General features: G+C 67.1%; 19 protein-coding genes. 8 read left to right on the forward strand and 11 right to left on the reverse strand.

Translation table 11 applies throughout. The features are described 5' to 3' along the window. Positions 1-112 precede the first annotated feature (112 nt). Positions 113-904 (forward strand): SDR family NAD(P)-dependent oxidoreductase, encoded by a 792-nt coding sequence (locus ACWD04_RS31345; protein WP_451137131.1) that lies wholly within the window; start codon positions 113-115, stop codon positions 902-904. A gap of 258 nt (positions 905-1,162) precedes the next feature. Here the strand turns inward: ACWD04_RS31345 and ACWD04_RS31350 are convergent, their stop codons facing one another. From ACWD04_RS31350 to ACWD04_RS31360, 3 genes are all read right to left on the reverse strand, one after another. Then, the gene (locus ACWD04_RS31350) at positions 1,163-2,476 is read right to left on the reverse strand and encodes a replication-associated recombination protein A (RefSeq protein WP_451137132.1); all 1,314 of its coding nucleotides are present in this window, start codon (positions 2,474-2,476) and stop codon (positions 1,163-1,165) included. Positions 2,477-2,577: 101 nt separating this feature from the next. After that, entirely contained in the window at positions 2,578-2,946 is a 369-nt protein-coding gene (locus ACWD04_RS31355) for an MmcQ/YjbR family DNA-binding protein (protein WP_451137133.1), read from the reverse strand. After that, entirely contained in the window at positions 2,943-3,338 is a 396-nt protein-coding gene (locus tag ACWD04_RS31360) for an MmcQ/YjbR family DNA-binding protein (RefSeq protein WP_451137134.1), read from the reverse strand. The genes ACWD04_RS31355 and ACWD04_RS31360 overlap by 4 nt, the downstream gene beginning before the upstream one ends. Positions 3,339-3,426: 88 nt before the next feature. On the opposite strand from ACWD04_RS31360, the gene ACWD04_RS31365 reads away from it, so the two are divergent. Continuing rightward, entirely contained in the window at positions 3,427-4,356 is a 930-nt protein-coding gene (locus ACWD04_RS31365) for a helix-turn-helix domain-containing protein (protein WP_451137135.1), read from the forward strand. A gap of 10 nt (positions 4,357-4,366) precedes the next feature. On the opposite strand, the gene ACWD04_RS31370 is transcribed toward ACWD04_RS31365, so the two are convergent. The 6 genes from ACWD04_RS31370 to ACWD04_RS31395 form a co-directional block, all read right to left on the reverse strand. Beyond that, positions 4,367-4,714 (reverse strand): putative quinol monooxygenase, encoded by a 348-nt coding sequence (locus ACWD04_RS31370; RefSeq protein ID WP_451137136.1) that lies wholly within the window; start codon positions 4,712-4,714, stop codon positions 4,367-4,369. Between the two features lie 155 nt (positions 4,715-4,869). Next, positions 4,870-5,856: an aldo/keto reductase gene (locus ACWD04_RS31375; RefSeq protein ID WP_451137137.1), complete on the reverse strand. Its 987-nt coding sequence runs from the start codon at positions 5,854-5,856 to the stop codon at positions 4,870-4,872. 362 nt (positions 5,857-6,218) lie between these two features. After that, the gene (locus tag ACWD04_RS31380; RefSeq protein ID WP_451137138.1) at positions 6,219-6,839 is read right to left on the reverse strand and encodes a TetR family transcriptional regulator; all 621 of its coding nucleotides are present in this window, start codon (positions 6,837-6,839) and stop codon (positions 6,219-6,221) included. Positions 6,840-7,081: 242 nt separating this feature from the next. Next, positions 7,082-7,246: a hypothetical protein gene (locus ACWD04_RS31385; protein ID WP_451137139.1), complete on the reverse strand. Its 165-nt coding sequence runs from the start codon at positions 7,244-7,246 to the stop codon at positions 7,082-7,084. A gap of 361 nt (positions 7,247-7,607) precedes the next feature. After that, a complete protein-coding gene (locus tag ACWD04_RS31390; RefSeq protein ID WP_451137140.1) occupies positions 7,608-7,958 on the reverse strand; it encodes a hypothetical protein in 351 nt (116 codons plus the stop codon). Between the two features lie 87 nt (positions 7,959-8,045). Further along, a complete protein-coding gene (locus ACWD04_RS31395; protein ID WP_451137141.1) occupies positions 8,046-8,195 on the reverse strand; it encodes a hypothetical protein in 150 nt (49 codons plus the stop codon). Between the two features lie 73 nt (positions 8,196-8,268). On the opposite strand from ACWD04_RS31395, the gene ACWD04_RS31400 reads away from it, so the two are divergent. Both ACWD04_RS31400 and ACWD04_RS31405 read left to right on the forward strand, forming a co-directional pair. Next, complete coding sequence (locus ACWD04_RS31400; protein ID WP_451137142.1) at positions 8,269-8,604, forward strand: CU044_2847 family protein; 336 nt, start codon at positions 8,269-8,271, stop codon at positions 8,602-8,604. Then, positions 8,601-13,004, forward strand: a complete 4,404-nt coding sequence (locus ACWD04_RS31405; RefSeq protein WP_451137143.1) for an nSTAND1 domain-containing NTPase — start codon at positions 8,601-8,603, stop codon at positions 13,002-13,004. The genes ACWD04_RS31400 and ACWD04_RS31405 overlap by 4 nt, the downstream gene beginning before the upstream one ends. A 10-nt stretch (positions 13,005-13,014) precedes the next feature. Here ACWD04_RS31405 and ACWD04_RS31410 read toward each other — a convergent pair whose 3' ends face one another. Next, positions 13,015-13,269, reverse strand: a complete 255-nt coding sequence (locus ACWD04_RS31410) for a hypothetical protein (protein WP_451137144.1) — start codon at positions 13,267-13,269, stop codon at positions 13,015-13,017. Between the two features lie 369 nt (positions 13,270-13,638). Here ACWD04_RS31410 and ACWD04_RS31415 point away from each other — a divergent pair, with 369 nt between their 5' ends. From ACWD04_RS31415 to ACWD04_RS31425, 3 genes are all read left to right on the forward strand, one after another. Next, complete coding sequence (locus ACWD04_RS31415) at positions 13,639-14,166, forward strand: GNAT family N-acetyltransferase (RefSeq protein WP_451137145.1); 528 nt, start codon at positions 13,639-13,641, stop codon at positions 14,164-14,166. Between the two features lie 454 nt (positions 14,167-14,620). Next, positions 14,621-19,258: an RHS repeat-associated core domain-containing protein gene (locus ACWD04_RS31420; RefSeq protein ID WP_451137146.1), complete on the forward strand. Its 4,638-nt coding sequence runs from the start codon at positions 14,621-14,623 to the stop codon at positions 19,256-19,258. Between the two features lie 2 nt (positions 19,259-19,260). Next, positions 19,261-19,566 carry a hypothetical protein gene (locus ACWD04_RS31425; RefSeq protein WP_451137147.1) on the forward strand — a complete coding sequence of 102 codons (306 nt, stop codon included), beginning with the start codon at positions 19,261-19,263 and terminating at the stop codon, positions 19,564-19,566. Between the two features lie 142 nt (positions 19,567-19,708). Here ACWD04_RS31425 and ACWD04_RS31430 read toward each other — a convergent pair whose 3' ends face one another. Further along, positions 19,709-19,966 carry a hypothetical protein gene (locus ACWD04_RS31430; protein ID WP_451137148.1) on the reverse strand — a complete coding sequence of 86 codons (258 nt, stop codon included), beginning with the start codon at positions 19,964-19,966 and terminating at the stop codon, positions 19,709-19,711. Positions 19,967-20,249: 283 nt separating this feature from the next. Here ACWD04_RS31430 and ACWD04_RS31435 point away from each other — a divergent pair, with 283 nt between their 5' ends. Beyond that, positions 20,250-20,543 (forward strand): hypothetical protein, encoded by a 294-nt coding sequence (locus tag ACWD04_RS31435; RefSeq protein ID WP_451137149.1) that lies wholly within the window; start codon positions 20,250-20,252, stop codon positions 20,541-20,543. Positions 20,544-20,580: the final 37 nt, after the last annotated feature.

Here is a 20,580-nt window from a genome sequence, read left to right on the forward strand (position 1 = left end):
TGACATTCTCGATCGCCGGTGTGAGTCGAGTGCTTCGAAACGCATCAGAACAGATGTCAAGACTGGTATGGCCTGCTGAGTATGCCTGCTGGAAATATAAGGAGAGTGTGCAATGAGGGTTCTGGTCAGTGGCGGAAGCAGCGGCATCGGCGCGGCTGCAAGCCTGAGGCTCGCAGAGGCAGCGCTTGCCCGTGGCGAACAGCCGATGATCGCGGTATCCGGCCTCACTGCGAACGCGCGACAAGACGAGGTCGTCCGATCGATCCAGGCGATGGGTGGCAAAGCCATTGCATTGACAGGAGACCTGGGTGATCCCGACGTGCCCGGTCAACTGGTAACCGCTGTGGTCGACGAGTTCGGCGGCTTGGATGCGCTGGTGGCAAATGCCGGAATTGCCAACCCTGGCGCACTTAAGGATCTCTCCCTCGAGGACTGGGACGGCATGTTCTCCGTCAACCTCCGCGGGGCGTGGCTGCTTGCCAAAGCAAGTTACCCGCACCTGAAGGATAGCCGCGGGTCCGCCTGTTTCACCTCTTCAATGTCCGGCCAGCTTCCACATGCCGGGTCAGGTGCTTACAGTCCAACCAAGGCTGCGCTCACGCTGTTGGCTCAGACACTAGCACTGGAATGGGCACCTGACGGAATCCGCGTGAACGTGGTATCCCCGGGCATGACTCGCACGCAGATGACTGAACAAATGTACCTCGATCCCGAAGTCAAGAAGGCAAGGGAAAAAATCATCCCGTTGTCGAAAATCGGCGACCCGATGGATATCGCGAACGTGATCGAGTTTCTCGTCAGCCCGCTGGCAGGATATGTCACCGGCCAAGATGTCTGCGTCGATGGGGGTTTCTCCAAGTCCATTCTCAGTCACATTCCCGGTCGGCCCAGCTCCAAGTCCTGACGGGGTTCTTCCCCTGGCCACCGAGGCCACGTCATAGAGCGGCTCCGCCGGCCCGCTCTATGACGTGGCTGAAGAGGAAGCTGCATAGATCAGCAGTTGTCGAACAGTTCGACGGCGGCGACCGGTTCGGCGAGCTCTGACATGTCGCAGAACCTATCGCATGCGGCTTTGTGTGACATCTGTTCTGCGAGAGGTTATGAGAACGAAGCTCAGGGGTAAACCGGACATGGCCCGGCGGGGGCCCGCAGTCTCTCAGAACTACTCATTTTTGCGAGTACGCAGGGCCGCCCATTGGCGCAGGCGTTCGGTGATCTGGGCTTCGTAGCCGTTGCGGGTGGGTTGGTAGTACGTCTCGTGGTCCATGGCGTCGGGGAAGTAGCCGGCGCCGGAGAATTCGTCGGTGGTGTGGGAGTCGTACTGGTAGTCCTTGCCGTAGCCGAGGTCCTTCATCAGCCGGGTCGGGGCGTTCAGGCTGTGGGCGGGTGGCATGAGGGAGCCGGTGCGGCGGGCCGATCGGTGGGCCGCATTGAAGCCGCGGTAGACGGCGAGGGATTTGGGTGCGGTGGCGAGGTGCACGACAGCCTGGGCGATCGCCAACTCGCCTTCGGAGGAGCCGAGTCGCTCGTACACGTCCCAGGCGGCGAGCGTCTGCTGGATAGCGTGTAGGTCGGCGATGCCGATGTCTTCGTTGGCGAAGCGGACCAGGCGGCGGGCCACGAAAACGGGGTCCTCGCCGCCGTCGAGCATGCGGGCGAGCCAGTACAGGGCCGCGTCCGGGTCGGAGCCGCGCATCGATTTGTGGAGCGCGGAGATCAGGTTGTAGTGGCCCCCTCCTGCGCCTTGTCGTACAGCGGGGCGCGCTGCTGGATGTGGTGGGCGAGCGCGGCGGTGTCCAGGGGGGGTGCCGGGGTCCGGGAGGGCCTGGAGCTGTTCGGCCATGTTGAGGAGGTAGCGGCCGTCGCCGTCGGCCATGGCGATCAGGGCGCGACGGGCGTCGTCGTCCAGGGGCAGCTGGTGGCCGGTGTGGTGCTCGGCACGGTCGAGCAGCGTGGACAGGGCGGCTTCGCCGAGGCGTCTGAGGACGAGGACCTGGGTGCGGGAGAGGAGGGCGCCGTTGAGTTCGAAGCTCGGGTTCTCCGTGGTGGCGCCGACCAGGGTGATCGTGCCGTCCTCGACGTAGGGCAGGAAGCTGTCCTGCTGGGCGCGGTTGAAGCGGTGAATCTCGTCGACGAACAGCAGGGTGCCCTTGCCGATGGTGCGCCGGCTGCGGGCGGCGGCGAACACCTTCCGCAGTTCTGCGACGCCGGAGAAGGTGGCCGACACCGGTTCGAAGGCCAGGCTGCTGCCGTCCGCGAGGAGCCGGGCGATGGTCGTTTTCCCCACGCCGGGCGGGCCCCACAGGATGGCGGAGCCGAGGCGCTGCTGAGCGACCATGCGACCCAGCGGGGCGTCCGGGGCCAGGAGGTGCTCCTGCCCGACGACGTCTTCCAGTTGGGTGGGGCGCAGGCGGTCGGCGAGTGGCCGGGAGGGCTCCTCGTCGAAGAGCGGCAGGGTCGCTTCGGTCGGTTGCATCGGTCTCTCGGATCGCAGGCGGAGGTGTGCGGGCGTGGCGAGCCTTGCACGGGGCGCTGATACGCGAGGGGGTCAGCCGCTCGTGGGCGCGCTTGCGGTGCTCATTGGGTACGGGGGCGGTCGCGCTCGGGCAGCCGCTCGACAACCAGGTCGTAGGAGTCCTCGACTGCGTTGGTGACCAGCCGCTTGGTGATGCCGGGGCCCGGTCCGAGCGAGATCCAGTGCCGTTTGTCGAGGTAGCGGCCCGGTGTGATCGACGCGTGGGCGTGCACGTGCGCGCGAGCGTGTTCGGGATCGCACTTGACCGTGATGATCTGCTCGTCCGGGTCGTCGGTGACGATCAGGAACACCTTGCCCGCGACCTTGTACACGTCCAGTGCGGAGGTGAAGGGATAGCCGTGGCTGACGCCGGGCAGGGCCGAGGCCGTCTCGCGTGCGGAGTCCTGGAGCCGGTCACCGGCCGCGCTCACGAGGCTGCCCGCATGCGGCTGCCGTAGGTGCGGGGGTCGACGGGCCGCTCGGCCTTGGGCAGGTGAGCGACGACGAGCCGGTAGGAGTCGGTGACGAGTTCCTTGACCAGTTCCTGGTCGACGCCTTCCCCGGCTTCCAGCGTGATCCAGTGCTTCTTGTTCATGTGGTAGCCGGGGGAGATGTGGCTGTACTGCTCCCGTAGGGCGTGGGCCTCACCGGGGTCCGCCTTGAGAATCACGACGGGACGCCCCGGGACCTCGGTCATCAGCATGAACACCTTGCCGCGCACCTTGAAGACCTCCCAGTCGTCGCCGAAGGGATGCTCCAGCTGGGCTCCGGGAAGCTCCTCGGCGCAGTCGGCGGCGGTCTTGTGCAGGGTCGTTCCGTTCATGGGGCGTTGCCCTCCTCATGGGGTGGTTGCGGCGGCACACCCCATCCTTCCCTCGAAGTCGACAAATGGGGCCGTAGGCTGCGGACACGTGATGGTCGACAAGCGACACCCCAGCCCGAGCGAACAGGCCGGACCGGCCGAGGTCCCGTTGTACGGTTTCCAGCCCCCGGTCGGCACCCCGTACGGCCTTGAGGTGAGGCCCGTCGAGGACTTCTTCGCCGAGCACGACGACTGGCCGTGGAACCCGCCCCGTCCGGGCCGCGCCAACTTCCACTACCTCATTGCCGTGACCGAGGGCGAGTTGCGGCACGACGTCGACCACCTCACGCGGACCGTCGCCCCCGGCCAGTGGCTGTGGGTGCGTCCCGGACACACGCAGTGCTGGCATCCGCCCGGCGCCGCCCGCGGCCCGTTCATTCTGTTCGAACCGGATGTACTGCGGCCCGGCCTCGCCCGCCTGCTGGCCCCGGTCACCGCACACGAGGCTCCTGCCGTGCTGAGCCCGCACCCCGACGACGCCGCCTGGCTCCGGCAGACGGCACTCCAGCTTCTGGACGAACACCGCGCACTCGGGCGTCGCCCTCTCGACGTCCACCACGCCCTGCGGCGCAGCCTGCTCGAATCGCTGCTGCTGCGCCTCGCGGGCGCCCTCGGGATCACTCCCGCCGACACGAGTGCCGGCACGGTCCGTGGTGACACCTACGGCCGGTTCACGGACGCCCTGGAGCTGCGCTTCCGCGAATTGCACCGGGCCGCGGACTACGCGGAGTTGCTCGACTGCTCGGTCCGCACCCTCAGCCGCGCCGCCCGGGATGCCACCGGCAAGGGAGTGCGTGAGCTCATTGACGAGCGTCGCCTCCTCGAAGCCCGGCGCTTGCTGGGCGGTGCGCAGTGGGACGCCCGTTCCGTGGCCGGCCACCTCGGTTTCACGGAACCCGCGAACTTCGGCCGCTTTTTCCGCGACCGCACCGGTCTCACCCCGGCCGCCTTCGCGGCCCGGGATGCAACACGCGGGTAGCTGTGCCGTGTCAGCGCGTGATCTGGCGGAAGGGTGTGTAGGTGGTGGTGATGGAGTAGGTGTCGCGGAACTTCTCGCTGAGCTCGCCCAGGGTGACGAGTTCGATCATCTCGGTGGAGGCGGCGAAGTCGGCCTGGCCCTCGGCGGTCAGCGCCATGTGCTTCCAGACGGCTTCCTCGTTCTCGTAGAGCTCGCGCTGGAAGTAGCTGCCGTCACTGCCGCGGGAGATCTCGTAGGCCAGGATGTACGGCTCCTGCTCCTGGGTTACCGGCAGGACCTTGTCCAGATAGGCCTGGTACTGCTCCTCCATTTCGGACTTGACGCGGTAGTGAAACAGGTTTTCGATCTGGTTGCCCATGGTTTCTCCAGAGATGAATTGGGCGTGGTTCGGTGGAAAAGCAGGGCGGTTCGGAGCTCAGCCGGTGGTGAAGGCGTCGAGCAGAGCGGCCGGGTAGCGGCTGCTCGCTGAACCCTCGGGGAGGATCTTGTTGATGCGCTCCAGGTCGCTGAGGGTCAGACCCAGTTGGGGGCATGCTCTTCGGCGTAGCGGGCGCCGAATCCGCCGTTCGGGAGGATCTCACGGATCGCGGCGAGATCGGTCTCGGTGAGGGCGACTTCGGCGGCGCGGGCATTCTCTTCCATGCGGGCGGCGCTGCGAGTGCCAGGGATCGGGACGATCTGGTCGCCCTGAGCGAGCAGCCAGGCCAGGGCGAGCTGGGAGACGGTGATGCCCTTGGCGGTGGCCAGCTGGCCAAGTCGGTCCACGGCTTCGACGTTCTTCTCGAAGTTGCCGGGCTGCCAGCGCGGATCGGAGTTGCGCATGTCGGTGGCGTCGTACTGTCCCGCGGGCTTCGCGGTACCGGTGATGAAGCCGCGGCCGAGGGGCGAGTAGGGAACAAAGCCGATGCCGAGCTCCTGGAGCAGCGGGAAGAGCTGCTCGACCTCGCGCTCGAAGAGCGAGTACTCCGTCTGCAGGACCGAGACCGGCTGGACGGCGTGCGCCTTGCGGATGGTCTCCGGGCCGGCCTCGCTGAGGCCGAAGTACTTCACTTTGCCCGCGTCGATCAGCTCGCTGACGGTACCCGCGACCTCCTCGATCGGCACGTCCGGGTCGACCCGGTGCTGATAGAAGACGTCGATCTGGTCGACGCCCAGGTAGCGCAGGCTGTTGTCGGCGACCTTGCGGATGTTGTCGGGGCGGCTGTTGAGGCCGCCGATTCCCTGAGACAGGTCGGACAGGTCGAAACCGAACTTGGTGGCCAGGACCACCTCGTCGCGGAAGTTCTTGACCGCCTTGCCGACCAGGATCTCGTTGGAGCCGGTGCCGAAGCCGTAGAGCTCGGCGGTGTCGAAGAAGGTGACGCCCAGGTCGTGGGCGCGGCGGATGGCGGCGATACCCGCCTCCTCGGTGCCGGGGCCGTAGGCCATGGTCAGGCCCATCGATCCGTAGCCGATCGCCGAAGCGGTCAGGCCCTGGGTGCCGAGTGTCCTGTGCTGCATGCGCATCTCCTCATATCAAACCAAACGGTTCTGTTTGAATCGTACGCCAGTCTTCCCTCAGCGACAAACCAAACGGTTTGGTCGGACGGTTTGGAGGCATGGCTCCTCAACCGGCGCAGACTCGGTCTGTGACCGCATCGTGAGCGCCGCCAAGGCCGAGTTCTCCCTGCGCGGCATCGCCGGGGCTGATCACCGAGTAAGCATGAAGAAGCCGGTGACGGCACGCTGCCGCTCATCGTCTTCCTGGGAGCGGGCGGCCGCCTGCGCCACACAACACCCTCGGTGGTGGGGCCTGGCTCGCGGGCCTGCTGGGGCAGCACTGAGGTGCGAGCCGGATTTTTCGGAGTTCGGCGGTCTGATGCTCAGCGTGGGCGGGGGAACAGGCGCTCGACGGCGGCGACCAGGGCCGCGCGGCGCGCGCCGACGGAGGTGTCCGCGGCCAGCTTGGCCGCGGCGGCGCCGATCTCCGGCTGACCTGCCCAGGTGGTGGCAATCTGATTGATCAGGGCGAGCACGTCGACCGGATCCCAGGCGGGATCGATCAGGCCGGCGCGCTGCGCGTCGCGGAGCTGTTCGACCTTGCCGGTGATGGTGGTCAGCAGGGGGTCAACCGTGTCGCTGTCGGCTTCGCCGTCGGCGAGTTCGAGGCGGCCCCAGGCGATGAGCCGATAGTGGTCCGGGTGGGCCGTGAAGTGGTCGAAGAGGATGCCGGCGTAGCCGGGCAGGTCCGCCGGGTCCATGCGGGTGGCCTCGATAAGCGCGGCCGTTTCGTGCCCGGCGATGTATTGGTAGAGAGCCTCTTTGCTGCTGAAGTAGGCGTATACCCGTTCCTTGCTGGTCCGCGCCTGCTTGGCGAGGCGGTCCACTCGGGCGCCGGCGATGCCGTACCGGGCGAACTCGTCCTTCGCCGCGGCGAGGATCCGCTGCCTGGTGTCGGCGGTCGAGGAGTTCGAGGTCTTACGGGAGACGGCGGAGCGAGGCATAGGTACACGATAGACGGCCAAACCATTCGGTTTGCCGGCCCTGCGTCAGATCTTCCCTCCGGGGGCGGGCGATCTGGAACGCGGAACGGCCACAAACCCGGCGCGGCCGGGCCAGTGCGGGATGGTCGGTGCATCTTCAGTCGTCGAGGAGCACCACGTGCTTGCCGGGCGTTGTACCGGCCTCGAGGTCAACCTGGGCGTCACGTACCTGAAAGGCAGCAGTTGGCCTTTCATGCCGTTGGCTATGGCAGACCCACGAGCCCCCAGCTGCGGTGGGCGGCTTCCACGGTCACATCGCCCCATTCGTGCAGCAACGCGGTGAAGTCCTCAAAGGTGTCTGGGAAGCCTGCCCAGCCCTTGCACTCAGCGGCGAATGGCTGACGCAGTTCCTCGAGATAGTGCTTCACCCGCTCTGACGTTGTTGATCTCGAAAGGCTGCCCCGTAATTGATCTTGGCCAGCTCGCTGACCTGCTGTCTCCTCGATCAGCCGGCGAGGACGAGGTTGTGGAGGCGGGAATCTGGCCGCACTCAGGTCGATCCGCGCGGGCCGAACGACGGTGCAGTGGCACACGGGATACCCGGCTAGTGATGTCGATCGCCATGATGTGCACTTGCTGTGCCAGCGGTTCCGGCTGCCCGCCCGCCCTCTTCAGGAGGCGTCCTCAATACCTCCAACTGAACGTCGAAGAGAAGCGGCCGCACCCTCAACGGTGCGGCCGCTTCTGTTCTCCCTCGCCACAGCGGGTACCTGCGGCCATCGAGCTGCGTCAGTTGACCGTGTTGTAGGCGGTGACCTCGAATTTGTAGTTGTTATTGCGGAGGGTGCCAAAGTTCACGCATCGCGATGTGGAGTAGCTGCTGTTGTTTGCCCACGCCCACTCGCCGTTCCCGTCGAGGATCGCGACGGTGCGGGGCTGGAGTCGCACTGCTGCCGCGTTTGCCTTGATCAACTGGCCATACCGCGGCGAGGACGCCGACGAGGCGTTGAAAGTGTCATTGATCCAGTACCGCGGAGGTGGTTGATCACCGTGTCGGCCTCGTGCGGGCGCCTTCAGCCCGCCGAGCACGCACCCCGCCAACTCACCTTCGACCCACGCGACGACCATGCCCGCAGCCATGAAGCTGCACTCGACCGCGCCCGCATCCGATATGGCACAGGCACGCCGGCAGCGCCGCAGCCTACCGAACCAGATGTGTCGGAGGAGCTACGAACGGGACGCGGTGGCCGCCGTCAGCTGACCGAGCTGGAACAGTCGCTGCTGAAGCCGCTGCAGGAGGTCCTGGGCGAGGCTGAGGTGTCCGCGGTCGGGCGTGCGTACCGTGAGCAGCGCGGTGGGTGGGTTCGCTCCACCCACCTACTTGATCTCTTTCTCGCAACAGACTTAGAGTTGTCGGCGGTTCGTCAAGCATGGTCTAGCGGGGGGCGCCATGGCACGGGTCGGGGACATGCAACTCGGCGACGGCACCGTAGTCCGGGGTGAGCTGGAGGGGCCCGGAGCCGAGGAGAGCGGGATCGGCAGGGTGGGGCGCGGCTCCGATTTGGCGCGCGCCTCCGTCGAGACGCTTCAGGAGGCCTTGGCCCATGTGTGCCGTGCCGTGGAGGCGGTCGCGCGGAGTGTGGGGGACATGGCTCAGCCTCACGACACGGTGAGCGTCGAGTTCGGAATCAAGCTGTCCGCAAAGGCCGGCGTAGTGGTGGCCAGGACTGCGGGCGAGACGAACTTCGCGGTCACTCCTGAGTGGAATCGCGATCGTTCCGCATGAAAGGTCCATCGCGTGCGCGCGGAGCGGGGACGGTTGAATCCGGCCTGGTGCGCTTACGGGCAGCATCGTCGGCGCGTTTGTTGGCGGACGGTTCGTTGAGTGCACGTGAAGATGGCCCGGTGGTCGGGGCCGGTTTCCTTGTCGCCCCGGACATTGTCTGCACCTGTGCGCATGTGGTGGCTGACGCTCTCGGCCTGCCGAGGGATGCAGAGAACGCCCCGTCGGGCGTGATGCGCGTCGAGTTCCCGTTGTTACGGGACGCTGGCGGTCGCATTCCGGCGGTTAGCGCCACGGTCGTCTCGTGGCAGCCCACCCGCGAGGAGGACGACAGCGGAGATGTGGCGTTGCTGCGGCTCCACCATCCCGTGGCAGGCGCGCGTCCGGTGCCGCTCGTCGACGGAACTGCCGTGTGGGGGCACGAGTTCCGGGCGTACGGATTCCCGACCGGCGGCGACCACGGCGCATGGGCGACCGGCTCACTGCGGGGCGTGCAGGGGTCAGGCTGGCTCCAGATGGACGCGGGCCCGGGAGGAGCGCCGATCCAGCCAGGATTCAGCGGATCGGCTGTCTGGGACGACGCGCAGGGTGGTGTCATCGGTATGACGGTGGCCGCCGGACGCGGCGGGCTGAACGGCACGGCGTACCTGGTTCCGTCCTTCGAGCTGGTGGACGAGGACGTGGTGGCGCCGCAGTGCCCTTTCCGGGGGCTAGGCACCTTCGACGAGGACGACGCCGCGTTCTTCCACGGCCGAGGAGCGGACGTCGAACGGCTTCGCCGCGCGGTCCAGACCCGTCCGGTCACCGTGCTGGCAGGGCCGTCCGGGTGTGGCAAATCGTCGTTGATCCGGGCTGGGTTGCTGCCCGGAGTGCGGGCAGACGGCCTGACCGTCTCTCTGATGCGTCCTGTCGCGGGCCTCCGGCCAGAGGCTGTGCTAGCTCAGGCACTGATGGTTGTGCTGGAACCAGATGACGGGGAGACGGACCGGCTGCGGCGGGCGGCTGAGCTCACTGCGTTACTCAGCGAGGCTTCGGACGAGACCGCGACGGCAGAGGCGGCCTCCGGCCTGCGCTCCGCGTTACGGAGACAGGGCGGCCGGGCCGGCCACCTCTTCGTCGTAGACCAGCTGGAGGAGTACGCAGGTGCCGCACCGGACGCCGCCCGAAGACTGTTCCACCTGCTGTTTCACCTATGCGGCACTGTCGACGGGGACTCCGGCTCCGCCCCCCGGGCGGTAGTCACGGCGCGCCCGGACTCCATCGAAGCCCTGATGGCGGCCGAGACCTCGTCTGCGCTCAGCGACGCGGTGATGTTCCTCGCCCCGCTCGGCCCCGACGACCTGCGGGACGCGATTACCCGGCCCGTCGACGCGGTGCCCGGACTGTGGCTGGAGCCCGGACTCGCCGACCGGATCGTGCGTGACGCGGCGGACGAGCCGGGACGCATGCCGCTCGTGGAGTTCGCACTGACCCGTCTGTGGGACCAGCGCGAGCGCTCGATGCTGACCCACGCCGTGTACCAGGACCTCGGTGGAATCGCCGGTGCTCTCGCCGGTTATGCGGAGGATTCCTTTCGCACGGTGGTCCGTGGGGACGAACTTCCCCTCGCACAGGCGCTCTTCGTCCAGCTGGCACGTCCGGCAGACCACGGCGGCTATACCCGGCGGCCCGCCCCGGTTGCCGATATGGACCCCGCCGCGTTGGCGCTCGCACGCCGTCTCACACCCGGAAAGCTGATCGTCTTCGGCCGCACCGATGAGGGCACGGAGATCGTGGACCTTGCGCACGAAGCCCTGACCCGCCACTGGCAGCGGCTGGGGGACTGGCTGGACGACAGCCGCAAATTCCGGATCTGGCAGGAGGAGCTGCGCCGAGACCTGACGCGCTGGAAACAGACGGGCAGTGAGACGGGTGCCTTGCTCCGCGGCAGCGTGCTCGAGGTGGCCGTAGAACACGCCGCCCTCCGGCCGACAGAGATCACCGCACTCGAGCGCACGTACATCGGTGCGAGCCGGAAGTTCGCACGGCGGGCACTCCGGCGCTGGCAGGTGCTGGTAGCAACGCTTCTGGCCTTCTTGGTAATCGCCGGCGTGCTCGCCGATATGGCTCGCGACAGCAGCCAGAAGGCCGAGCGACAGCTGCGTACCCTCGCATCCCGTGCGCTCGCCGACGAGTCGAGCGACAGGGCCTTCCATGATCCCGGGAGCTCAATCCAGCTGGCCCTGGCGGCCTGGAACGCAGACGACACACCGCAAGCACAGCAGGCGCTGCTGCGCAGCCATGTGACCGGGGAGTACCTGCGCGGCAGCCATGTCGGCCTCTGGCCTGGGCGGGCGACGCATCTCGACACCACACCGGACGGTCGCACCCTGGTGGTGTGGTCAAAGCCGGCGGGCGCCGCGCCCGTTGTGGTCTCCGTGGTGACAGGGGCGCTGGGCGGCTCTCCCCGGTCCTACGCACTGCGCGGGGCGCCCGTCGACGACGAGAGCTCCGAGATCAGCTCCGAGATCAGCTCCGACGGTCGGCACTATGCGGTGGCGACACCGAACGGCCGGGTGTTCTTGTGGCGGCTCGACGGAGAACAGCGCGATCCCCTACGTCTGAAGGTCGCCGATACGGCTGATCGCGTTGTGTACGCGGCCGATCTCGACTTCAGTGCAGACGGGACACGGCTTCTTCGGCTCCTGGGGAGCGAGGAACCCCGCCCGGAGGATCATGGCCGGCAGGGGTTCGTCGAAGCCTGGGATGTGGCCGACGGCGCTTCCTTGCCGGTGGCCGACGATCTCGTTCCCAGTGGGGTGGAGCCGGACGAGGCCGCGTTCGGCGAGGACCCCGATACCGTGGTACTTCACTGGTCCAGGTTGCGCGACTTGGTGAGCGTTGTGGAGCTGCGGCAACTGGGCTCCGGTGGCATCGTACGGGGGATCGTCACCGGCGTCCCGCGGGGGAATCTACGGCTCCTCGGGGGCGGTGACTACGCCGTCGAGCAGCGCGGTGCGGACCTCCGGTCCCCCGTATACGTGCACAACACCACCACCGGCGCGGTCTGGCCCCTGCCCGGCAGCGCGCTGCTGCCGGACGACACGGGCGGGTACGTCATGCAGGACGAGGAAGCCGGTGCTTTCGCGGAGGTCGCCCTCACCCGACTGCCCACCGGGGAGACCTTCAGGACACGGGTACCACGCATCCAGGACGAGGACACCGTGACCGCCGCGATTGCCGCTGTGAGGAAAGAGGGCGAACCGGTAACTGTGCTGGCCACAGTCGGTGGCACGCTGATGGTGTTGGCGACGGAGCCCGGGGCTCCGTTGACGGAGGAAGAGTTCAACCTCAGCAGCGTGCCGGACGCACTGTCCCCCGACGGGCGGGCCGTCGCCTGGGTGACCGACGTGCGGTTGTACGTCCGCGACACTGTCAGCGGCCGGGGCGACTCCGTCAAACTGCCCGCAAGCGGTTCCGGCAAGCCGAAGTGGCGGGTGGCCTGGACGCCGGAGGACCGTCGGCTCGTCGTGTGGCTGTCGAACGGCACGGAGCTACTTGTCTACGAAGCCGACGACCTGAAACGCGGGAAAGCCGTCGAGCTCGACGTCGGCCCAGACCACGGAAATTCGCTCGGCGCGTTGGACTGGGTCACCCCTCTGGCGGGCGGCGACATAGCCGCTCTGACGGTGGGAGGCTTGCTCCTGCGGGTGAATTCCGTCACCGGCCTACAAGTGGGACGCCCCGTGTCAGTCGAGCACACGGACGGGGCGCTCATCGGGCCCCTCCGCTCGACTGCACAACTGGTGCCACGACCGGACCACCCGCACCAGGTCGCGGTAGTCACCAGGGCGGGCACTGACCGGGGCACCATCCAGCTCTGGGATACCCTCGCCGGCCGACAGATCGGGGTCCTGTCCGGTGACGCGATCGGCCCCGTCTTCGGGGACTTCATGCAACGCAGCCTCGTCTTCTCGGCCGACGGCCGGAGCCTGTTGGTGCAGAGCGCGGACGGCACCGTCCGCCGGTGGACGGTGGACCAACGGAAAACCACGGGGCACCCCATGGCCGTGGACCACCTGGACAACTTGGTCTCTCTGACCTCGGACGGCACAGCGATCACCGAATCCCCTAGCGGCTACGACCTGTGGGCAACTGACACAGGCCGTCATCTCGGCGCCTTCCCCACCGTGCTCGATATCAGACGGACAGCGATCGTCTACGACGACCGCCTGGTCGCCTACGCCAAGGGCTGGCGGCAGACCTACGACCTTCTTCGCGCGAACTGGTTCTCCCACCTCTGCTCATCGGCCGGGCGTGATTACACCGAGGAGGAGCGCAAGCGCTTCCTCCCCGTGGGTACTCCTTCGGGTCTCCCATGCGAGAACGCGAGCCCCTGGCGTAGGGCGCCGACCGCCGACTGACTGAGGTCTTTCAGCTGCTGCGCGTCGCCGCGCTGCTGGATGACGAGCAGCGCCGCCGTGAGACGCTGAAGTCGCCGGTGAAGTCGGTTGCGGCTGCCGCAGCGGTCCATGGGCCGATACGGGGGATGGTGGTGAGCGCGGCCGCCAGGGCGGGCGCGTCCAGGCCGAGCCAGCGGGCGGCGTGCAGCTCGTAGTGCTCAGCAGCCGAGCGCAGCACGCTCCGGTGGAACTTGGCTCCGATGCCGTCGAACTGTTCGTCCGTCAAGGCACGGACCTGCTCGGGTGCGGGGGCGGTGGTGAGCTTTCCGGACGGACTTTCGACCGTAATTCCGTGGGTCGCGCACCTCTGCCGGTACAGCTTGCGGGCCTGCCCGGCGCGTACGACCTCAGCGGGGTTCCAGCGCAACCGCGCCCTGGCCACATGTCAGCTCGCGACCGCCTAGCTCCGCCAGGGAGACCTGGAACAAGCCACGAGAACTGCGGCTTCCGTCTTCACGATCATGGATGGTGCTCCACTGCCTGGACGGATGCGGACTCTGATCGGGGACTTCCACCGAGACCTGTTCCGGCTTGCGCCGTCCACGACGTACGCCCGCGACTGGGCAGACCGTATGCGAGATGAATGGAGTCGAGCGTGACCCAGGTGATCGACCTGCAGCACTACGGCCACGGGAGCCTTCCGGAAGGCTTCAAGCAGATGCTGATCGATGTGCACGCCGACGCCTACGCCGATGCCAAGGACGACGAGTTCCACCAGCGTTTTCCCTGGTTCGTCGACCACTGGTCGGAGATGAACGGCTTCACCTGCGTCGTCGCCTTCGACGGAGACGAGCCGACCGGATTCGCCTACGGCGCCCCGCAGCAGCCGGGCCGCGAATGGTGGCGCTCCACAGCGTTCGAACCGAACGACGGCTGCACCGCGACCTATGCCGTTTCCGAGGTCATGGTGCGCCCGCGATGGCGGAAGCAGGGCGTCTCGGACCGTCTGCACGAAGCCCTGCTGAAGGAGCGGGGCGAGGATCTCGCGGTGCTGCTGGTCGACGTGGCCCACCCAAGAGTCCAGGAACTGTACGAGACGTGGGGCTATGAGAAGGCGGGGGAGCAGCAGCCTTTCGCGGACTCGCTGGTGTACGCCGTGATGGTGAAGAGGCTTCACCCTTGAACGTGCACGCCTCCGCGTGGCCTTATCGAGCAGTAGTGACATCATCATCGACGGGTTCGGGACGCGACCTGAACACGGTCGGGTGATGTCGACGGGTTGGGAGGTGCCGAGGGTGTTGCCTGGGCGCCATCGAGATGCTCCTGGTGGCAGTTCCTGGCCATGCCGCAGATGTCGACGGTCGACTGCCATCCGGAGTGATCACGGTGTCTGTATGACGATGCGTGTGCGTGAGCGCCGGGGACTACAGCAGGGACTGATGATCGACGCCGGCCGGCGGATGCCGAACGTCGCGGTTCGTCCGTGACTGGTATCGGGTGTCCATAAGTGCGGCGACAAAGGGCCTGGGGTTGTGGGGTGGTTCCGTGGCATGCTGGTTGATCTTGTTCGTCAGGTTCATGTCTGTTGCGGGGGTTGTTGCGTCGTGGGTTACACGATTCCTGAAGGTGTCGACACGATGCTGGACGTGGTCGGTGTGGGCTGGCCCAACGTTGACGAGGACGCATATCGTGACATGGCGGACTCGTTGCGGGAGTTCGCGGAAGACGCGGACGACGACGGGTATGCCGCCCATCAGTACGTACAGCGATTGATCTCCTCCGGGCAGAGTGAGTCGCTGACCGCGCTGGACAAGCACTGGTCGAAAGTTCAGCGCAAGAACAAGGACTTGGCGAAGGCGGCGCGGATCATCGCGGGTGCGTTGGACCGGGTGGCGGACATCATCGTGGCCCGGAAGATCGCCGCGGTGGGCGAGCTAGCGGATCTGTGCGCCACGGTGGGAGTGACGCTGGCGTTCGCCCCGGTGACAGCTGGTCTTTCGACTCTTCTGGCCGGTGCGAAGATCGCGGCTACCCGTATCGCGTTCAAGCGGATCCTGAAGGAGATGGCGGAGGCGGCGGTCTCGGAGATCGTCGCCACCCTCACCCAGCCCGCGGTGGCGGCGTTGGAGAGCATCGTGACAGATCTGGCGATCCAGACCGCGATGAATGTCACCGGTCAGCAGGACGGAATCGATGTCCCTCAAGCGGCCAAGGACGGGCTCCAGCTCAATTCCGTCGCAGGCGGCGGTGGGCCGGGTGCAGGCCTGGGCATCGACCATGACGCCCACTCCGCCACCGGCGGCAAACTCGCGGGTGTGCAGGTGTCGATGCTCACCCGCGCCGCGGGCAAGATAGGCAGGGCCAAGAGCCACCACGGCCGGGCAAAAGGGAAGGACTCCCTCACCGCCGTGCTCGACTCCACCATCGAGGGCGTGGTCGAGAAGCTGACCAAGGGCCACAAGCACATCGGGAACCACGTCGGCAAGGAGTTGCCCGACGCGATCGGTCTGAGCTCCAAAATTCACAAGAGCACCGACCTGGACATCGACGACCGCATCAGGGCGATCAAGAGCGGCGATCCCCGTGACAGCGCCGGGAACGACGGACGGAACGACAGTCCCGGATCCGCTCGCAGGCGGCCGGACGGATCCGGATCTGCCCGCAAGCCAGGGGACTTGTTGAACTCCGACTCGTCGAAGCTGTCCCAGCAGGCCCGTGCGCTGGCCGACAAGGAGACGTGCGGCGATCCGATCGACATGGCCAGCGGTCAGATGGTGCTCGAGCAGGTGGATGTTGATCTGCCGGGCGTGCTGCCGCTGGTGCTGCGCCGGACTCACCTGTCCGGATACCAGGCCGGCCGCTCTTTCGGACCGTCCTGGGCGTGCACGCTGGACGAACGTCTTGAGCGGGACGACGTTCTGGGTGGCATCTGGTGGTACCGGGAGGATGGCTCCGCCTTGGCCTACCCGCGCCTGCCGGACATACCCGGCGACCGAGTGGCTCCGGCGGCGGGCGCGCAGATGCCCCTCGTCTATGTCACGCGCGGCAGAAGTTATGTGCTGACTGTGCAGGACTTCCGTACCGGACTGGTGCGCCACTTCGAAGCCGCCACTTCCCGCGACGGCCTCTGGTGGCTCGTCTGCATCGAGGACCGCAACGGAAACACCGTAACCATGGAGCGAGGCGAGGACGGGATTCCTCTCGAAGTCAGTCACAGCGGCGGCTACCGGGTCCGCGTCGACGCGGACGCCGACCTGGGACGTGTCACCGGCCTGTCCGCGCCCATGGGCGAGAGCCCGGCCCGGCTGCGCACCTTCGGTTATGACGACACCGGGAACATGGTCCGGCTGCGCAATGCCGTTGACGCCACGACATATTTCTCCTACGACGACGCGCACCGCATCATCGGATGGCGGGATGCCAACGAAACCGCGTTCGACTACACGTACGACACTGCAGGGCGTGTGAGTGCCACACAAGGAACCGACGGCATACTCGGCTCACGCATCGTCTACGGGCCGCAGGAGTCCGACGGCACCAGTACGGTCACCTACACCGACTCCCTTGGGCACAGCACCCTCTACCGGTCCAACCGTCACGGGCAGATCACCGCCATCACCGATCCTCTCGGACACACCACCACCCAGCAGTGGGACCTCCGCGACAACCTGCTCTCCCGCACGGACCCGCTCGGTCGCACGACCCGCTGGGAATGGGATGAGAACGGCAACCTGCTCGCTGCCACCGCCCCCGACGGCGCCACCGTCCGCATCACGTACGACCACCTGCATCTGCCGGTGAAACTGACCCGCCAGGACGGCACGACGGTCCGCCAGGAGTTCGACGGCCGCGGTAACCTCGTCCGCTCGACGGGTGCCGACGAAAGGGTCCACGCCTTCACCCACCACCCCACCGGAGCCGTGGCCACCGCAACCGACCCACTGGGGGCCACCACCGCCGTCGAGGCCGATGCCGCGGGGCTGCCCGTGAAGATGACAGATCCGCTCGGGGCGACGAGTCAGTGCGTCCGTGACGACTTCGGCCGACCCGTCGCGCTTACCGATGCCCTCACGCACCTCACGACGATCAGCTGGGACGCTGAAGGCCGCCGTACACGCCGCACCGCACCGGACGGCCTCGCCGAATCCTGGACATGGGACGGCGAGGGCAACTGCACCAGTCACACCGACCCGCACGGCGGCATCACCCGCTTCACCTACGGCCCTTTCGACCTGCTCTCCTCCCGTACCTCCCCGGACGGCGCCACCGAACGGTTTGCGTACGACACCGAGATGCGCCCCATACGTGTCACCAACCCCCAGTCGCTGAACTGGAAGTACGTCTACGATCCGCTCGGGCGTCCGACCTCCGAGTCCGACTTCGACGGGCGCACCACCCTGCACGCGTACGATCCGGCCGGACAGCCGTCGACCCGCACCACGCCCTCCGGCGACATCATCGCCTTCAGCTTCGACGCCGCAGGGCGCCTGATGTCCAAGGTCTCCGGCGAAATGGAGACGCAGTTCCGCTATGACACGCTCTCCCGCCTGACATCAGCCACGTCACCCGACGGCAGCCTGGAGAACTCGTACGACGCTGCCGGACGGCTCGTCGCGCAGACCGTGGACGGCGCCACCCTCCGCTTCGCCTACGACGCCGCCGGCCGGCCGGTCTCGCGTACGACACCCACAGGCTCCACCGCCACCTCGGAGTGGAATGCGGCCGGCCATCGCACGTCGTTGACCGTCGACGCACGGCATACCATGCGCTTCACTCACGACGCTGTGGGCCGCGAGACGCACCGTACGCTCGGCAATAACGTTTCGCTCGCCTCCGTCTGGGACATGAACGGCCGTCAGGTGCAGCAGATACTCGGACGGCAGTCAGCGGCACCCATGCCCCCAGCAAGCCGATCGCACCTACTGCGGGCGCGTGACTACACGTACCGCCCCGATCACTACCTCACCGCCGTCACTGACGGGGCGACCGGACGTGCCGCCCGCTACACCCTGGACGCCGTCGGCCGCCCCCTGAAGTCGGACGGCCCTGCCGGCCCAGAGCGGTATGCCTACGACCAGGCAGGCAATCAGCGAGATGCGCAATGGCTTGACCGCAGTGCGGATCCTACGGCGCGGGGCTCCCGGGACTACTCGGGCACACTCCTTACCCGGGCCGGAGACACCCACTACCGCTACGATGCGGCAGGACGCCTCGTCGAACGTGTCAAGAAGCGGCTCTCCCGCAGCCCCGACGTGTGGCGCTACTGCTGGGACGCCGAGGACCGCCTGACTTCCTGTATCACCCCCGACGGCACACCCTGGTACTACCGTTACGATCCGCTCGGACGCCGCACCGCGAAGTACCGTCTGGACACGGCTGGTTCGGTCATCGACGAGACTCGTTTCACCTGGGACGGCTCCAACCTCGCCGAGCAGACGACCACCGCCACCGGGACCACTCTCACCTGGGTCCGCGAAGGCTATGAGCCGCTGGCTCAGATCGAACGCAGGCGCATGCCCCAGGAAGAGACCGAATCGCGCTTTTTCGCCATCGTCACCGACCTGGTCGGCACCCCGACCGAACTCGTCGACGAGACCGGCACCATCGCCTGGCACACCCGCACGACTGTCTGGGGAACCACCGCCGTCCACTCCGGTTCCACCGCACACACCCCACTCCGCTTCCCCGGCCAGTACGCCGACGTCGAGACCGGGCTCCACTACAACTACTTCCGCCACTACGACCCCGAGACAGCCCGATACACCAGCCCCGACCCGCTCGGCCTGGAACCGGCCCCCAACCCGGTCACCTATGTCCATAATCCGCACACCTGGATCGACCCCGAAGGCCTGAAAGCCGGCACCTGCCCCAGAACCGGTGCCGCCATCAATCCCCGGGGCTACACCGCCGTATACGAGATGCAGCTCAACAGCACTGACTACGGAGAGAGCCGTGCTGTCCACTTCAACCGGGCCAACGCGGCACTGGACGCCGCGATCCGAGCCGATCCTGCACTCGGCCGGTTCCTCGACCAGTTCTCGCCAGGCATCGCCGCCCGCGTGAGCTCCGTCGGCGGGCGAAGGACCCCCACGGGTTTCACATGGCAGCATGAGCCCAAAGCCAACGCTCAGGGCAGAGAGGGTGTGATGAGGCTGGTCCCCCGGTACCAGCACACCTCCGGAAGCCCGTGGTGGGACGTCCTCCATCCGGGCTACTCCGGTGGATATGCTGAATGGGCCATCCCCAACGGCGCACCGCCCAACCGGAGAGCATAACCGTGACCTACTTCATGTACGACGCCATGGGCGAGGAGTTCGACGAGCCCGACGAGGCGCAGATCCGCGCCGTTCTCGCTGAACTCAGCAGCGCGGACGAGGAACACCCGGATGTCTCACTGCAGCACGAGTCCGGATGGTCGCTGAGCGTCTTCCCGGACAAGTTCGTGCGGTGGCAGAACGTCGAATCCGCTCAGTCGGAACCCGTGGATGCGACGCTCTCCTCCTGGGACGACGTCGTCGGACTGCTCCTCATGACAGCTCGAGGCGAGACCGAAGAAGTGACCTCAGCCTTGGCAACGCCGTAAACCTGCTGACGCTGTGGCCCGTCGTCGACGACGGCGGCGGCCACGGAGCGGCAACGCGCTGGGCGTAGCCGTTCGGTACAGGAAGGTACTCGGGCACGTCCATGGTGCGGAGGTCTCCCGCTCGTTGGGAGCAGTGGCTGGGTCAGGCCAGCCGGGCAATGGCTTCGCGGAAGACGGGGACGTTTTCCCTGGTCATCTCATAGGCGATGTTCTTGTGCCAGCTGGGGTTGTCCGGGTCGTAGACCGGGGTGATGGGCGCGCGGGTGCCCTCGGGCCACCAGCCTTCGCGTACCCCGCGTGGCACCGCGCGGGAGAGGGCGACGGTCGGTCCGTTGAGTTTGCCGACGACGCTGCGCAGCTGGTCGGCGTCGAGGTAGCCGTCGCCGTAGAGTACGACCATCTCGGCGAACCGGCGGGCACCGGCGGTCAGGGAGCGGAGATAGCGTTCGGCCCGCTCGACGGTCCACTCGGGTCCGCGGTGACGGTCAGCTCGTGGCGGTGCTCGGCGAGGAGGAATTCCGCCAAGTTTCTCCGGGGTCTGGACGGAGAAGGGTCGGCCGGTTCACACTCGACCATTTAGACCCCGGACCTGCTTGGCGTGTCGGTAGAGCCCCGAGGTCCGGTAAACCTGGTTCGGCGCCGAGTCGTTCCGCAAGGTTCGCCAGGCCGGCCTGGCCCGGGGAATGACCCCCAGCCAGCTGGGCACAGCCGAGAACAGCCTGGTGAAGGTCGTCGTGCGGACCGACCGTGATTTCGACCGGCTCACTGCCGAGGACCTGATTGCTTACTACGAGTGGAGCAGGCAAGCCTTCACCACGGCGCCCGCGGGGCTTCGCGCCGCCTGGGACCTGAGGCGGGACGCCGGCCTGCTGTCCGCCGGACTGCCCCTGCGCCGCACCGTGGCACGGGGGCAGCTCTCCACTGAGGCGTCCCCCGGAGTGTGGACACAGGGGCTCATGCCGCGATTGAGAGTTTAACTGCTCGCAGATGCTGCTGTTCGAACTCCACGGGTGA

It is taken from the genome of Streptomyces sp. NPDC002911 (genome assembly GCF_053591835.1).